The organism is Bacillus luti (assembly GCF_001884105.1).
Lineage (GTDB): Bacteria > Bacillota > Bacilli > Bacillales > Bacillaceae_G > Bacillus_A > Bacillus_A luti.
This window is the reverse complement of record NZ_MACI01000069.1, coordinates 1-16,643: the sequence shown is the minus strand read 5'-3', so window position 1 is coordinate 16,643 and position 16,643 is coordinate 1. Positions and strand designations below refer to the sequence as shown.

The window sequence follows — 16,643 nt, the reverse complement described above, 5'->3', positions numbered from 1 at the left end:
ATTCAATTATTTTTTATTACTCAATTTCTTTGTATAGCCCTTCAACTTACTTGTTAAACCAATTAAAGCCGGCAATAATATTGGCATAATAATAAGCGCTAATAATAGAAGCCCAATAACAGCAACTGAAGCAACTTGTATAAGAGTTAATACACCTGAAGGTATTAACGCTGCAAAGGTCCCTCCTAAAATAAATGCCGCTGATAATACAACTCCGCCTATGTGACGAGATGCAGTTACAATTTTCGTTACCGAATCCCCTTCTAACTCGTTATAACGCATCATTAAGAAAATGCTATAATCCACTCCTAAAGCGACAAGCATTATAAAACTAAAGAATGGAACATTCCAGCTTAATGATTCAACGTTTAATACATGTGTACTAATTAGTTCACTTATGCCCAGTGATGCGAAGTACGCTAATATTAACGATCCAATAATAAAGATTGTGTTTAATAATGAACGTGTAATCACGATTAATACAATCCCAATTCCAATCAACATAATCGTAGCAGTACGCAAGAAATCTTGCCCGGTTACTTCTTTTAAATCAACATTTCTAGCTGTTGTCCCTCCGATTGCTGTTTTCGCATCATTTAATTCCGTTCCCTTTAAAGTACCCTCTATTGTTTTATTGATTTCTTGAATAATTGGCATCGCTTCTTTCGAATATGGATTTACGTCTAAAATGATTGTCATTTTAGCAGTCTTTCTATCATGAGACATGTACGTATTCAAAGCTTTTTGGAAATCTTCTCCCTCTAAAACTTCTTTTGGAATATAGAATTTCTCAGAGCTTTTTGATTCATTCAGTTCTCCTAAATATTTCTGTGCGTCATTCAGGCCGTTACTTACTTTTCCAAGCCCTTCTGTACTTTTAGATAAACCAGATTGTAATTGCCCCATCTGGTCTTGCAAATCTTTTAGTCCAGTTAATAACTGCCCTTGCCCATCGTTTATTTTCGCTAAACCAGATTGTAACTCAGCTGATTTATTCGCAATTTGTTTTGAACCTGTAGCACCTTCATTCAAGCCGTTTTTCAGCTCACCAACGCCTTTTTGTAACTTAGTAACACCACTGTTCATTTCTTTTAAACCGTTATCTACTTTCAATAGTGACTGATTCGCTTCTTTAAATGAACCCATAGCTGCTTTATGCTGCGTTGCTAATTGATTTAACTCATTTGAAAGCCCACCTAATTGCTTTTGAGCCTCTTTAGCAATACCTATCGTCTGCAGAATGTTAGGATCATTTGCTAATTCTGGTTTCATTTGAATGAAATTGGTCATTAACATTTCAATTTGCTCATAACCTTTTTTCGCACCATCAATCGCTTGAGAAATACTTCCGAAGTATTGATCGTAAGAACTTAAACCTTTCTCTAACTGCGCATAACCAGCATGTAGCTGCGACGTTGCATTAGATAGAACATTTATATTTTCATTTACTGAAGTTAACCCGCTCTCAATTTGCTGCGCACCTTGTGCTCCGTCATTTATGCCATTTGATAGTTGATTTAAAGCTGTTCCTAATGCTGAAACACCATTTTCCGCTTCATTTGTTCCATCAATTAACTTTTGAACGTTTGCAAGGCTATTTGAGTCCTTACTACCCATTTTATCTTTCGCAGTAGTTAATCCATCATTAATTTCCTTGATACCACCATTGGCATCTCCTAAACCTGTATTTAGTTCTCCCGCTTGTTTATTTATATATAGTTCTTTAATCCTATCACCAGTTGGACGTGTCGGTGAATATACTTCTGAAACACCTTTCACTTTCAAAATCTTATCAGTTAGTTCATCTAAAGTTTGAAGCGAACTCGCCTCATCTAACTTGTTATTCGATTGAATGACTAACGTACTTGGTGAAGAAAAACCAGGTGGAAAATGCTCTTCAATTACGTTAATCCCCATCTTTGACTCATACTTATTATCGACTTCAAATAAATCATTATAATTAAGCGTGTTAGAGTATTTCACAATAAATGGAATCGATATCACGAATACAATGATTAAAGCGACAAATGGTCTTGCAACTGAGTTTTTTGCAAAAAATCCCCATAAACGACTATCTTCATGTCCTTTAAATGTTTTAACGGGATAAAACATTCCTTTCCCTAAAAGTACCATGAAAAATGGATTTAATGTCGTCAATACAAGTAGTAATACTGCAACCCCAATTGATACTGCTGAAGTGGATTGATACAATTTAAAATTCGCTAAAACAAGTGATGCAAATCCAATTAATACAGCTACCCCGCTATATATAACTGTTTTCCCTGCCGATTTAAAAGTCTCTTTCGTGGCCAAAAATGCATTTTCTTGTTTACTTAATTCCTCTTTAAATCTCGTATATAGTAAAATGTTATAGTCTGTTCCAACTCCGAACAGAACGACAACTACAAACACTTGTGTAAAGTTTGAAAATGGAAAATTGAATTGATCTACAAGATGAGCAATTACCCCCATAGAAACTAAATACGATACCCCAACTGTAAGTAGAGAAACAATCGGAACAATAGGTGAACGAAATACAATGATTAATACTACAAGAATGAAAATGATTGAAATAACTTCCGTCTTTTTCACTCCCTCTTGAGAAGATTTAAGAAAATCACCCGCTATTAGGTCACTTCCTGTTAAGTACGTTTTTACCTCTTTCGTTTGCACTTTTTTATGAAGATTATTTGTAACTTTTGATATTTCACCATGTTTTTTATCTATCGATATTTGCGTTAAAATAGTCGTATTATCTTTAGAAACTAATTGCTTCTCTAAGTCTTTATTATCTAAATGTGAAACAACTTCTTTAATTCCTAATTGTTCTTTTTCATTTTGCAAAGCGTTGATTGTTTTTGTTATTTCTTCTTTTTGCTCAGTCGTTAATGCTGTTTTACTACCACTATTAAAAACAGCTATAATATCATACTTTTCTGTCCCGTCTTTATCCATTTCTTTTATCATTTTGTCAGCAATACTACTTTGTTCTGTATTAGGAATCGTAATGTGCCCTTTTTCTTTCACTAATTTATCCATATTAGGTATCGTTACGATCATTGTAATGGTAATAACTATCCATAATAGTAAAGATAAACTTCTCCAACTTTTTAACTTGCTCATTTGAATCATCTCCTGCTAATAAAATTTCACGTTAGTTACGGAATGAATATTCATTCCCATTCTTTCAGAAATACCTTTTTCGGAATGAACGTTCATTCCTATCTTTCTATTACATTACTTTTTAATTCTAAAAAACTACGAATTCCGGAATGAACATTCATTCCTTAAATTGTACAGATTTATCATCTCCTGTTATTTTTTTAATACTTTTCTCGGAATGAATGTTCATTCCTGTCCTTATAAAGCTATAGAATCAAATGATTCTAATAGCATTCCAACAACTTTCTTCCAATTCTTTTACCAATTCTTCTGTATATTCTAATTGCCCTGTTTCCATAACTTTAATTAATTTTTCAATTGGTTGGTATACAATGATAATTAAAGCAATTGGTGGTAATGGACGAAGAAAACCTTTTTCGATTCCATCTTCAATTAAGTTCATGAAGAAGCCCATAAAGTCCTCGAATATTTCATTACTATGTTCATCTAGAAAATAACTATCACAATGAGAATTTGTAAAAAGGAAAGCATCCGCATTTTGTCTCGCAAATTCAAATAAACGGTTATACGTATGGCTAAACTGTTCACGAATATTTGCATCGACTGGAAAATCGGTTTTAATTAATTCCGATAGTTGTAAAACACTTTTCGTAAATAAAGAATTAACAAGTGCCTCTTTATTTTCAAAATAACGGTAAATAGTACCTGCACCTACTTTTGCTTTTTCAGCAATCATCGGAATTGTTGTACCATCATAACCCCGCTCTGCAAAAAGTTGTATTGCAGCATCAAAAATGTCTTCTTGTTTGTTTTTAGCCATTTTTCCACCTCAATTTTCAGGAATGAAAATTCATTCCGTTTTTTAATTATAAATTAGATGGATTAAAAGTCAAGGGTATGACAAGTATAGTTGCGATTTTCTATCCCTTGTTTGTGAATGAAATTATATCAGCTCAACTCCAATTATATTGACTTCCCGACAAAAGCCGACAATATTAGAAGAAGCTATCCCGAAATTCCATTGGGATAGCCCGACTTCCTATATGCAAATTAAAAGAAATCGTAAATAAAAGCTTCATACACTGGTACTACATTCTCAAATGCTCGTATTTCCTCTTCACTTCCACTAATTAATTCTATTTCATTAAGTTCTAGTGGGCGTTTGTAGCCAAACAATATTGTAGATAGTGCATTTATATCTAGCTTGATTCCTTTATCCATTGCTTCTTCTACAATTGTTATTTCATGATTTGCAAGTCTCACTGTAACATTATTCCACGGAGCAAATGAATCTGTAATATGTAAGATCACTTCTTGCTGTACATTGTTCCAGTTCAACTCATATTGTTTTAAAAACTGCTCCACATCTACAATCCTGCCCATAAAATATGGTTTCACTTCCGCCTTCACTCTTGGCTCTTGTAATGTATATAACAATGGTTCTTTTTCACTTATAGTCATTTCTAGTTCTTTTATCATAGAATCATGCTGACAAATAAAGTTCCATAGGCCGTTTCTCGCTTCATTATGTAATGGAACAAATTCTTCTACTGTCATTTTATAGTTTTCTATTTTATATAACATGTAACCTGCTGCCGTTTTATTTTCATCATAGTAAATCGCTAATGTAAAATCATGATAGACTGCTTGCAACCACCATTTTTCACTGCGAACTAGCATCCCTGAAAAACGCTCTGCAAATGTTTCATAGATTTTCTCTACTTCTTCTGGATGATTTTCCTTATTAAAACGTTTCACAGTACCATTCACTTGTTTTTTCATAATTAAATCGCTCTTAGTCATATGACATACTAATCGATTTGCACAAAGTTCCCAGCCGTATTTACGGTAAAATGAAACGGCAAATGGATGTAGCATCGAAACTGTATATCCGTCATTTTTCATCGTTTGAAGTGAATGTTGAAGTAATTCTTTTACATACCCGCTTCTTCTGTACTCTGGATACGTCGCTACCCCCGCAACGCCTCCCATTTTAAATCTTTTTTTACCTATGTAAATATGAAACGGAATAAGATGTAGTTTTGCTGCTAAGTCTTTCCCTTCCATAATGCCGTATATTTCATGACTTTCCTTCATCTTTGTAAGTTGTTGCTGTAATCGTTCCTCATCTACTTTATATTGAAAAGCGTATTCTGATAAACGTAATGCTTCTCTGAACTTATCTTCTTTTAATTGTATGACACTCATATAATTCTCCTCCATTCCTTGTTTGAATTGTACCATAATTCTTACTATTACAGTTCGGTAAGTGAAATTATACGTAAACTTCCTAACATATGTTTATCTGCAATCTAACATAAAAAAGCAGATACATTCCGTATCTGCTCTGCATCACTTTATTTAGCTAACGTTTGAAGTTCTTCGAAGAATGTAGGGTATGATACGCCAACTGCTTCTGCATCTTCAATTGTTGTTTTTCCTTCTGCGATACATCCAGCAATTGCAAGCATCATTCCGATGCGGTGATCGCCGTAACTATTTACTGTATTGCCTTTTAAAGCTGATTTTCCGTAAATAATCATGCCGTCATCCGTTGCTTCTATGCGAGCTCCTAGTTTCGTTAACTCTGCAACGACTGTATCAATACGGTTCGTTTCTTTAACTTTTAATTCGTGCGCATCTTTAATTACTGTAATTCCTTCTGCTTGCGTTGCCGCTAATGCGATTACTGGAATTTCATCGATTAATCTTGGGATAATATCTCCGCCGATTTCGATTCCTTTTAATGAGGATGTTTCGATTGTTATGTTTGCAGCTGGTTCTGAAGCTCCTTCGTTAATTGACTCTACAGTAAACGTAGCACCCATTTTCTCTAGAACATCAATAATACCTGTACGAGTTGGATTCATCCCTACATTTTCTAATACTAGTTTACTATTTGGAATGATTGCGCCTGCTACTAAGAAAAATGCTGCTGATGATACGTCACCTGGTACTTGAACGTCTGTCGCTGTTAACTTTTGTCCACCTGCCAGTTTCACAGTTTTCCCCACGCGAGTTACTTTAACTCCAAATGCTTCAAGCATTCTTTCTGTATGGTCGCGTGAAATATGTGGTTCTGTAACAGCTGTTACACCTTCTGCGCGAAGTCCTGCAAGTAAAATAGCTGATTTTACTTGCGCACTTGCAACTGGCGACGTATATTCGATTGCTTTTAAATCGCCGCCGCGTATTGTTAGCGGTGTAAACGTTCCTTCTTCTCGGCCATCGATTTTGGCACCCATCTGTTTTAATGGATTTGTTACACGTTGCATCGGTCTTTTGGCGATAGACGCATCACCTTGTACGCAAGAGAAAAATGGTGTATTTGCCAAAATTCCTGACATTAATCGTATCGTTGTACCAGAATTACCAACATCTAATACCGCTTTCGGTTCTTGTAAACCTTCTAACCCTTTACCAACTACAGTGACTTCATCGCCATTTTGCGTAATGTCTACTCCCATTTCTTTAAAGCAAGAAATTGTACTTAAACAATCTGCACCGGGCAAGAAACCTTTAATTGTCGTTTTTCCTTCTGCAATCGCGCCGAACATAACAGCGCGGTGTGAAATGGACTTATCACCTGGAATTGTAATGTTGCCATTTAATCCGTTATTAACAGGTTGTATCGTTCTTTCCTTCACGTTTTCACCTTCTCATTTAAATTGTTTCATATGTTTGGTATTTTTCTTCTCCAAGCGCTAGCTTTGCTTTCATACGATCTTCTTCTCTTTGGAAGCTAATACGTAATACCCCAAGCAACCCTTCACGCGCTTCTAATATTTGCAAGTTCGTAATACTAATTTCCTCACGCGCCAAAATACTCGTAATGTGAGCCAATGCCCCTACTTTATCTAAAACATCGACGTATAAGTCGTGATAAGCAGGAATTGCCCCTCTCTTTCGTACTGGTAAAGAGTCACGGTATTCTTTCGCGTCTGCAAAATAGTTTTGAATCTCGCCTGCATCTCCGGTAGAAACTGTATGATATAAACCTTCCATTTCAGAGATCCACTCTTTTAATAATACCATTAAATGCTCACGATTTTGCTTTACAATATCACTCCACATTTTCGGACTACTAGATGCAATACGTGTAATGTCTTTAAAACCTCCAGCAGCCAGTTGATGAATGAGCGGATTATCACCTGCATGCTTCTCAACTTGCTTTACTAAACCCGCCGCAATCAGATGCGGAAAATGACTCACAATTCCTGTTACATAATCATGTTCTTCTGTATTTAAAACGAGAAAATGTGATCCTGTTCCTTTTAACCAGCCTTTTAACTCTTCCACATGTTCATTTTGTACATGTTTCATCGGTGTTAAAATGTAAAATGCATTTTCAAATAAATGTGCTTTTGCACTTTCAACTCCTGTTTTATGAGATCCTGCCATTGGATGTCCACCAATAAAAGAAACTTCCTTTGAAAATAAAGCTTCCGCTTCGTTCATAATCGTTCCTTTTGTACTGCCAACATCGGTCACTATTACATCTTCTCGTAAACGGAATGACGCTAGTTTGTGCAATAATTTCTTCGTTTCTTCAACTGGAGAAGCAAAAACAATTAAATGTGCCTCTTCACATGCATGCTGTAAATCTACTGCTACTTCATCTACTACGTGTAATTCTTTTGCACGCTCTACTTGTTCTGGAAAAATATCATAACCTGTTATCGTTACATCGTGCTCTTTCTTAATTGCTAATGCGAGAGAGCCTCCTATTAAACCTGTTCCAATTAATACTACCTTTTTACGCATTTGCCTCATCTCGAGACTTACTTTTTTTATTTTCAAAGTGTTGTTTTAACACTGAAATCACTCCTTCATTTTGCTCCCTTGTTCCGACTGTAATACGGACCCCGTTTGGGAACGGACGAATAATAAACCCTGCGTGTGCACTAGCTTCATAAATCTCTCCAGCATCTTCAACTGGTAAGAAGATGAAATTTGTTTGCGACTGGTAAAATGGAATTTCATTTTCCTTACAGAAACTTTCGTATTGTTGTAGTCCCTCAGCATTCACACGTACAATTTCTTCGATAAATGCTTCATCGTTAAAAGCAATCGTCGCTGCTTTTTGCGCTAATGAAGATACGTTAAATGGTAAACGTACGACATTTAATTTCTCGATTAACTCTTCCTGTCCAATTGCATATCCTACTCGGAAAGAAGCTAATCCGTATGCTTTAGAAAACGTTCTAAGCACAAGAATGTTTTTATGTTTTTCTAAAAGCGGTAATGTCTCTGGGAAATCTTCCGCTATTACATACTCATAGTACGCTTCATCAATGACAATTAACGTATTTTCACTAATGCCTTCAATGAATTGAGTTAATTTCAGCTCATTAACATATGTTCCTGTAGGATTGTTCGGATTACAAATCCATACGATTTTTGTATTGGTATCTACTACAGAAGAAATTTCGTCTAAATCGTATACACCGTTATTTAATGGAACTTCTTTCACTTCACAACCTTCTATAATTGCATGGTGACGGTACTGCGGGAATGTTGCCCCTGCCGTTACGATGTTATCTCCAGCTTTCAGTACGGCACGGCTTATTATTTGAATAACTTCATCTAAACCACTACCGCAAAGTACTTGTTCCGTTTGTACATGTAATTTATTTGCGATTGTTTGACGGAGCGTTGTAGCACCTCCGTCTGGATATAAAGCATGTTCCAACCAAGACTTTTGCAACTCTTCTAACACACGTGGTGAACAACCGAATGGATTTTCATTCGATGCTAGTTTCACAAATGCATGATCTCCGTACACTTCTTTCATTTGTTCAGGTGATTTACCTGGTTTATATGGTTGTAATGATGATAGTTGATCTTTTACTTGCATGTTAAAACCACCTTTTTATTAAAATTCTTTTGCGTATTTGTTATGTTGCGTAATGTTTTGCTGAATTAACTCCATACGATCTTTTCCGAATTGTTCGACTAGTGCATGTGCAAGTTCCCATGCTACAACAGATTCAGCAACTACACCTGCTGCTGGTACTGCGCAACTATCAGATCTTTCAATACTCGCTTGGAATGCTTCTTTCGTATCAATATCCACGCTTGCTAACGGTTTATATAATGTAGGAATTGGCTTCATAACGCCTCTTACAACAATTGGCATTCCCGTTGTCATACCGCCTTCTAAACCACCTGCATTATTCGTTTTTCTCGTGTATCCTTGTTCTTCATCCCACAATATTTCATCGTGCACTTTACTTCCTGGCTGTCTTGCCGCTTCAAACCCAACGCCAATTTCAGCACCTTTGAATGCATTAATACTCATAATCGCACCAGCAAGTTTTGCATCTAATTTACGATCGTAATGAACGTAACTACCAACGCCTATCGGCATTCCTTCTGCAATGACTTCAACAATACCGCCAATTGAATCTCCGCTACTTTTGGCATTATCAATCGCATCCATCATCTCTTGTTCTACTTCTTTATCTAAACATCGAACTGGTGAGTTTTCAGTAATTGTTTGAATTTCTTCAATTGATAAGTTAGAAATATGTTTTGCTTTTACTCCACCAATTTCAAGCACGTGTCCTGCAATTTCTACACCTAATTCTTTTAATATTTGCTTCGCAACTGCTCCAGCAGCTACACGAACTGTCGTTTCTCTTGCTGATGAGCGCTCTAGTACGTTTCTTATATCACGGTGACCGTATTTAATTGCTCCATTTAAATCCGCATGTCCTGGACGTGGTTTCGTAATTGTACGTTTCATGTCTTTACTTTCTTGCTCCGAGATTGGCTCTGCACCCATTACTTTCGTCCAATGTTTGAAATCATCATTTTTTACGATTAACGTAATAGGTGAGCCAAGTGTCATCCCATGACGAACACCACTTACAATTTCAACTGTATCCGTTTCAATTTGCATACGTCTTCCGCGTCCGTGCCCTTTTTGTCTTCTTAATAATTCTTTATTAATATGTTCCGCCGCGAGTGTTAACCCTGCAGGTACACCTTCTAAAATAACCGTTAACTGCGGACCATGTGATTCTCCAGCTGTAATGTATCTCATTTCTCTTGCCCCTTTACTATTTTTTTGTACAAAAAAGTCCCTACTGAGCGCTCAGTAGGGACGATATTTATCGCGGTACCACCCTAGTTGTAGACTTCTTTCGTCTACCTCTCTTCTTCTTTAACGATCGTTTGACCGTCTTTTCCTCCAAAATTTAGCGGAAAAGATGCTCCAAGGCTGTAATTCATGCTTACCTTTGTACTGATTCACACCGACCATCAGCTCTCTTTAACAGTGAGATAAGCACTACTGTTTCCTCTTCAGCGCATATATAATATGGAATTAAGATAATTTATTTTTGAATCCTTTTAACTCATCCATGAATCTATGGAATTCCGGAATATCCATTTGTTGTGCAGAATCTGATAATGCAACTGCTGGATCTGGGTGTACTTCAGCCATTACTGCATCTGCGCCAATCGCAAGTGCCGCTTTCGCTGTTGGTAATAATAAATCTCTACGTCCAGTTGAATGCGTTACGTCAACGATAACTGGTAAATGTGTTTCTTTCTTTAAAATCGGTACTGCTGAAATGTCTAATGTGTTACGTGTTGCTCTTTCGTATGTGCGGATACCGCGCTCACATAGAATAATTTGGTCGTTACCTTGTGCAATGATGTATTCAGCTGCGTTAATGAACTCATCAATTGTTGCTGCTAATCCACGTTTTAATAATACTGGCTTGTTAACTTTACCTACAGCTCGTAATAAATCGAAGTTTTGCATATTACGTGCGCCTACTTGAATTACATCAACGTATTCTAATGCCATTTCAACATCGTTCGGATTTAAAATTTCACTAATGATTGCTAAGTCGAATTCATCTGCTACTTGGCGTAAAATTTGTAGCCCTTCTACTCCTAAACCTTGGAAATCGTATGGAGATGTTCTCGGTTTGAAAGCACCACCGCGCATTAATTTTAAGCCTTGATCTTTCATAGCTTGCCCTACTTGGCGAACTTGCTCTAAACTTTCTACCGCACAAGGTCCCATGATGAACGTTTGTGTTCCGTTACCAATCAATTCACCTTTTACATCAACGATTGTGTTTTCTTTTTTCTTTTTACGTGATACTAATAATGCTTTACGGTTATCATCTTCTTGTAATTCTAAGCTAGCTTTGAAGATTGTTTTGAAAATATGTTGAACTGTTGACGTTTCGAATGGTCCTTCGTTATTCTCTGCGATCATATCAAGTACTTCACGCTCACGTACTGGATCAAAACGTTTCGTACCTTGTACTTGCTTTTGCTCACCAATTTTTTGAACGATTTCACCACGTTTGTTTAAAAGGTGTAATAGTTGTAAGTTAATTTCATCTACCTGTTTACGTAATTGATCTAATTCATGATTTGCCATTTGGAAATCCTCCTCTAATGTTTTAAAAGTATAGTAAGAGAATGAAAAATTCTCTATTTTCTGAACTGATAAATTATACAAATTTTAAGTGGAATCGATACCTCTTCTTATTTTAAACGAATACTTACTATAAGGACACTATCTACTAGATAAAACCCCACTTTTTTGTACAAAAAATCCCTACTGATCCAATCAGTAGGGACGATATTTATCGCGGTACCACCCTAGTTGTAGACTTCTTTCGTCTACCTCTCTTCATTGTTAACGATCATCTGACCGTCTTTCCCTTCATAAAGACAAATACTATCTTTACTACGAAAAAGATGCTCTAGGACTGTAATTCGCTCTTGTTTTTGTACTGGTTCGCACCAACCACCAGCTCTCTGTTACAGGGAAACAACAACTACTGCTTTTCCTTTCAACGCATGACTATTTTATTTTCAAGTTGGACCACTGAAATACAAAAAGTCCCTACTGAATAAATCAGTAGGGACGATATTTATCGCGGTACCACCCTAGTTGTAGACCATCTTTCCGTCTACCTCTCTTCACTGTTAACGATCAATTGACCGCTTTTCCTTCATAAAGATGAAACTATCTTTACTACGAAAAAGATGCTCCAAGACTGTAATTCATGATTATCCCTGTACTGGTTCACACCAACCACCAGCTCTCTGTTACAGTAAGACTAACCACTACTGTGATCTCTTCATTGCACTTTGTTTATTCAAATGTTTTTGAAATTGAATAAGTATGATTCGTATTATAGAACGCTTTTCAAAACACTGTCAACAACTTTTTATTTATTTTTTAAAATTCCACTTTCAACCTATAACTCCTTTTGTGAATTCCCCATTACAATTCCGATACGAATTATCTCATTTTCTATTAAATTTAATACACGTTTATCTACTTCATACTCAATTAATTGTTTTTTAATTTGTATGATTTCACTTTCAAAAAAATCGGCTTCCTGACATGTTTGTAGTAAAATAAAAAACACATTTGCATACATTTCTTTATGCGCTTTTATCTTTTCATTTTTATCTAGTATTTCACTAAATAACTGCTTCATTTCCTCCCCCGTACATTTTCCATTCACATCTAAAAATGTACGAGATATAATACCTAATCCTTTTTCTACAATCTCATCCATGTATAAAATAATGCGTAAAAGCATTACATATTCTCTCGTTGTTATTTCTCCCATTTTTGGCCGTTCTCGCAAAAATACACTGAGCCAAGCCGTCCAAAATTTTTGCTGCTCTTTTGCACTTAATGTTTTGACGTAATAGCATACATGCTGCATAAACGTAATTTTCTTCTCTTCGTTTCCTTGCATGAGTAACGGGTATAACCAATCTGTTTTTTGCTCCCAGTACAGTACGCATTTAATAAATACAAAGCTAAGCCACTTCAAGAAAGCTTCTCGTGTATGCGGATGCAACACTTCCAAATGTTCTACCGCACACTTAATAAATCGCTTCATCTCTGTAAATAACGGTAAATTAATTTGCGTGTAACATAAACCTGCCCACGCATATTTCGTAATCTCATTTTCCTTCTTTAAATCTAAGTAAGGTAACAAATATTTTCGGCACCATTGCTTCTCTATATGATATAAAAATGTAATATCTGCTATTAAACGAGCAAACATAAAGTTCGTCCGTTCTGAACTATTTCTTACTTGCTCTTCAAATAAAAATAAATATTCATACACATTACGATCGTATAAATGATCATATGATAACAGTTTTAATAATACAGCTGTCATTTTTCCAACAGGATGCTGAATCGATTCATTGTAAAAGTCCTGTTTTCCAAGCTTAAAATCCGTATTACTTTTCATAACTTGAGGAAAAACTGAAAAAGCAAAACGTTTTACAACTCGTATACTATTCTCTTCTAACTCTTCTAATCGATTGCTAATTTCATATAGAAAACTACTAATTAACCAATGGAAAGCTGTATTTCTAACAAATTTCTGCAATAGCGGAATAATTTTTTGGATTTGCTCATTTGTCAGCTCCCTGTTATTTCGCCACTCTCTAATACAAACAAACCATACTTCATTACTTATTTCATGCACACCTACTAATTGATATGCGAATGAAATACTCCACTCTGTATTCAATTTACATGCTTTAGATAACATCTCTAAAAAATGACGTTGTTCGAAAACACCGTCTTGTGAAAATTGCCGAACTTGCTTCATAATTTCATCATCTTTTAATTGCAGTAAACCATCCGCAGTCACATTACAAGTAATACTTTGTTCTGTAGTCTCTTTCTTTTGTACACTGTATCGATCAGAATGAAAGTGAGGATGCTTTTGCTTCATTAGCTCATACCCTTTTGCTGTAGATGGACTGTTCGAATCGCATATGAATAATAAATCTAAGACGAGACATACATCAAATGCCCTTTCCTCTGTAAGGTGTTTCAATACCGTTTGAATGACTTCTTCCTTTGTTTCTTCTAAAGAATGTGTATACTGCCTTTTTAAAAGTTGAAAAACTTCGTGTTTATACGTGAAATCTAAAAGAAGCCCTTCATGTAACAACCATTTTATTTTGTCATCTGCACTAACGAATATATTTTTATTCATCGCATCAATTGCAATTTGCTTTTGAAGTACACTATTCGTTTCTATCATTTCTGTAATATAATAATTCGCTTTTTTCTCATCGTTTTCACATAAATAAGTTAAACACTCTTTTACAATTTGAATTAAAAACGCAAGGTCGTTTTGATGAAATTCTTTCTCTTCACTTTCCCTATCTCTTTTTTTCAGAGCTGTTTGTCTTAATGACAACAGTCGCATCTTCTCTAATCCCATAATCATTATTGGAACAGCGTAATACGAAATATGCGGTCGCATTTTCTCATCCCAAATTTTCTCCACATGAGAAAACGTAGACACTGGTATACGACTCGATTCCTCGAGTTCTATTGATTCTTGCGTATCATTTCCCCACTTTCTTACACGCTTTAATTTAAGTTTCCCGTCTAGAATAAACGCTAGTAACAATAATGCAATTTCTTTATGCTCAGGAAAAGAACATTTTTGTAGTAAATATGAAATAGTTTCAATAGAGCTACTATCTTTTTCAGCTGTTTCTAATAAAAGAAGTGTCCACCTTGCAAACAACAACGGATCCATCTTTATTTTCATCTCGTTTAAATAGCGACAAATTGTTCGCCATAATAATGGGGATATTTTTGAATGATTTTTATAAATAAGTTGAAATAGTTCCTTTTGATGACTAAAAAGAAATTGCTCTACTAACCACTCCGCAAGTAATTCATCTACCTCGTTATAGTTTGATGTGAGCAAGAATAAATTGCGTAATTTCCCTTCTGCTTCAAGCCAGTCCACCCATTCATAATCTCGTGCAAATTCAACAAAGTAACGAACTGTTTCAATTTTCTTTATTGACTGCTTTATGTACGATAATTGTTCCTGCTCTACTGATGGTGGCACTGTTACAATATCCCGAATGCGCATTCTTTTTGTAATATAATTATCGCCCATTAATTCCGCCCATCGCTTCACGGCTTTGACGAGGGACTGATGATTATTCGCTTTGTTTGGATACACAATCGGTCTGATTCCCAAATGCTCCCAGTGGTATGTATTTTCCCCTTGTGCGACAAATGCATAACGCCTTGTACTTGGTGGTAAACCAGTCGCTAAATATTTCATTACTGGGTCATTGTGGCTATATCCAACGAATAACACGGTATAATTCGAGAATAAATCAACTAAAAACCTTCTCGCCCATCCTTCCGTTAAGTAAGCCCTTCCAAAATCACCATCTGTTAAAATTAAAGCTTCTTTCTCCTGTTCTACATTGCCATGTATATATGCCAGTCCTTTAAACGCTCTCCCTGTCGGTAAAGCTGGTGCGTAATAAACATTTATTTCCCTATTCATTTCTTTACTTACAGTTGTAAAATGTTGATCAAAGTTTGTCGTCACAATACGGACATCTGTATCTAAAGGAAACAACCTTGGAATTGCATAATGGAGGGGATTTGGTTTTGATTTTTCTATATAAACAACATCTCTCGCAACTTGATGTACGTCTTTCGTTTTCGCAATTTTACCAAGATAATAATCATGTGGTTCAGTGATTTCACGTTTTTCAACGTATAACTTTTTTGCAATTTCATCAACTAAATCATCAAAATTTGGTAAGTTTGATTTCCCTTGCATAGAAACTCCTGCTCCAACAAATAACACTAACTTCCCTTGTTCAAGATGATCAATTAACTCATCTGGAATTTCTACTTCTGAAGTAATCCACATCCCGGATTCCCCCTTACCTAAAAATGTCATATACTCTCATTTTACTATAACATTTTTTCATTGTTTTTATAATATTTAGACAAAAACAACGACATGAAAAAGTTTTATTTAAATAAATTCGTTACAATGTATGAACTCCTGAATTTATTGCAAAACTATGTATAAATCGGAGGTGTAAATATTGAATGGTTTTACTGTAGTACTTATCAAATTTATATCGTGCATCATCGCTTTTAGCATTGGACTCGCTTTGTTTTTCCCTGCAACGTTTGTTCAAATTATTTCGTTCAGTCTCTTCGTTACAATCGTATCTTATATGTTCGTTGATAAAATTATTTTAGAGCGAATTGGCAATAATGGTGCCATTATGTCAGATTTCTTATTAACATATTTAAGCGTATGGATTTTCGGTAATATTTTATTAGACAACTATATGCAAATTGCATGGGGCAGTATCCTATCTGCAATTATCTTTACATTGTCTGAAGTAATCGTTCATCGCTTTTCTAATTCACACACAAGGCACAACAACGATAACATTCATATTAATCGCCGCTTTGCATATGGCACAGAATTTGCGGAAGAACAAAATGTGTTGGATAAAAATAAGAAGAAGTAATGTTTTGATGAAGGAACTCCATCGTCATCAAGCTAAAAAAAGCAAATATCTCAAAACGAATAAATGGCCGTCTCCAAGAGAAAATGTACATTTTTTGTTTTGAGGTGTAATAAAATACTTAAGTTTATGAGCATGTTGTGCTATCCCGTCTAAAAAAGTGTTTATCGAGAGTACAACTATCT

10 protein-coding genes and 3 other annotated features are annotated in these 16,643 nt (G+C 35.5%); of the genes, 1 reads left to right on the top strand and 9 read right to left on the bottom strand.

Features of this window, described 5'->3' with window-relative positions:
* Positions 1-6 precede the first annotated feature (6 nt).
* The 9 genes from BAQ48_RS16085 to BAQ48_RS16045 all read right to left on the bottom strand — a co-directional run bounded on the left by BAQ48_RS16085 (position 7) and on the right by BAQ48_RS16045 (position 15,842).
* Complete coding sequence (locus tag BAQ48_RS16085; protein WP_071711871.1) at positions 7-3,123, bottom strand: MMPL family transporter; 3,117 nt, start codon at positions 3,121-3,123, stop codon at positions 7-9.
* 253 nt (positions 3,124-3,376) lie between these two features.
* Positions 3,377-3,943 carry a TetR/AcrR family transcriptional regulator gene (locus BAQ48_RS16080; protein WP_071711870.1) on the bottom strand — a complete coding sequence of 189 codons (567 nt, stop codon included), beginning with the start codon at positions 3,941-3,943 and terminating at the stop codon, positions 3,377-3,379.
* A gap of 230 nt (positions 3,944-4,173) precedes the next feature.
* Complete coding sequence (locus BAQ48_RS16075) at positions 4,174-5,331, bottom strand: GNAT family N-acetyltransferase (RefSeq protein WP_071711869.1); 1,158 nt, start codon at positions 5,329-5,331, stop codon at positions 4,174-4,176.
* A 149-nt stretch (positions 5,332-5,480) separates the two neighbouring features.
* Positions 5,481-6,770, bottom strand: a complete 1,290-nt coding sequence (aroA, locus tag BAQ48_RS16070; protein WP_071711868.1) for a 3-phosphoshikimate 1-carboxyvinyltransferase — start codon at positions 6,768-6,770, stop codon at positions 5,481-5,483.
* A gap of 16 nt (positions 6,771-6,786) precedes the next feature.
* Entirely contained in the window at positions 6,787-7,887 is a 1,101-nt protein-coding gene (tyrA, locus tag BAQ48_RS16065; RefSeq protein ID WP_071711867.1) for a prephenate dehydrogenase, read from the bottom strand.
* Complete coding sequence (gene hisC, locus BAQ48_RS16060) at positions 7,880-8,980, bottom strand: histidinol-phosphate transaminase (protein ID WP_071711866.1); 1,101 nt, start codon at positions 8,978-8,980, stop codon at positions 7,880-7,882. The genes tyrA and hisC overlap by 8 nt, the downstream gene beginning before the upstream one ends.
* 18 nt (positions 8,981-8,998) lie before the next feature.
* A complete protein-coding gene (aroC, locus tag BAQ48_RS16055) occupies positions 8,999-10,171 on the bottom strand; it encodes a chorismate synthase (RefSeq protein ID WP_071711865.1) in 1,173 nt (390 codons plus the stop codon).
* Between the two features lie 53 nt (positions 10,172-10,224).
* Positions 10,225-10,444: a binding site (T-box leader), on the bottom strand.
* 9 nt (positions 10,445-10,453) lie between these two features.
* Complete coding sequence (locus tag BAQ48_RS16050; RefSeq protein WP_071711864.1) at positions 10,454-11,530, bottom strand: bifunctional 3-deoxy-7-phosphoheptulonate synthase/chorismate mutase; 1,077 nt, start codon at positions 11,528-11,530, stop codon at positions 10,454-10,456.
* A gap of 194 nt (positions 11,531-11,724) precedes the next feature.
* Positions 11,725-11,961 (bottom strand) — a binding site (T-box leader).
* Between the two features lie 54 nt (positions 11,962-12,015).
* Positions 12,016-12,252: a binding site (T-box leader), on the bottom strand.
* A 107-nt stretch (positions 12,253-12,359) separates the two neighbouring features.
* Entirely contained in the window at positions 12,360-15,842 is a 3,483-nt protein-coding gene (locus BAQ48_RS16045; RefSeq protein ID WP_071711863.1) for a DUF4020 domain-containing protein, read from the bottom strand.
* A gap of 181 nt (positions 15,843-16,023) precedes the next feature.
* On the opposite strand from BAQ48_RS16045, the gene BAQ48_RS16040 reads away from it, so the two are divergent.
* The gene (locus BAQ48_RS16040) at positions 16,024-16,461 is read left to right on the top strand and encodes a YndM family protein (RefSeq protein ID WP_071711862.1); all 438 of its coding nucleotides are present in this window, start codon (positions 16,024-16,026) and stop codon (positions 16,459-16,461) included.
* Positions 16,462-16,643: the final 182 nt, after the last annotated feature.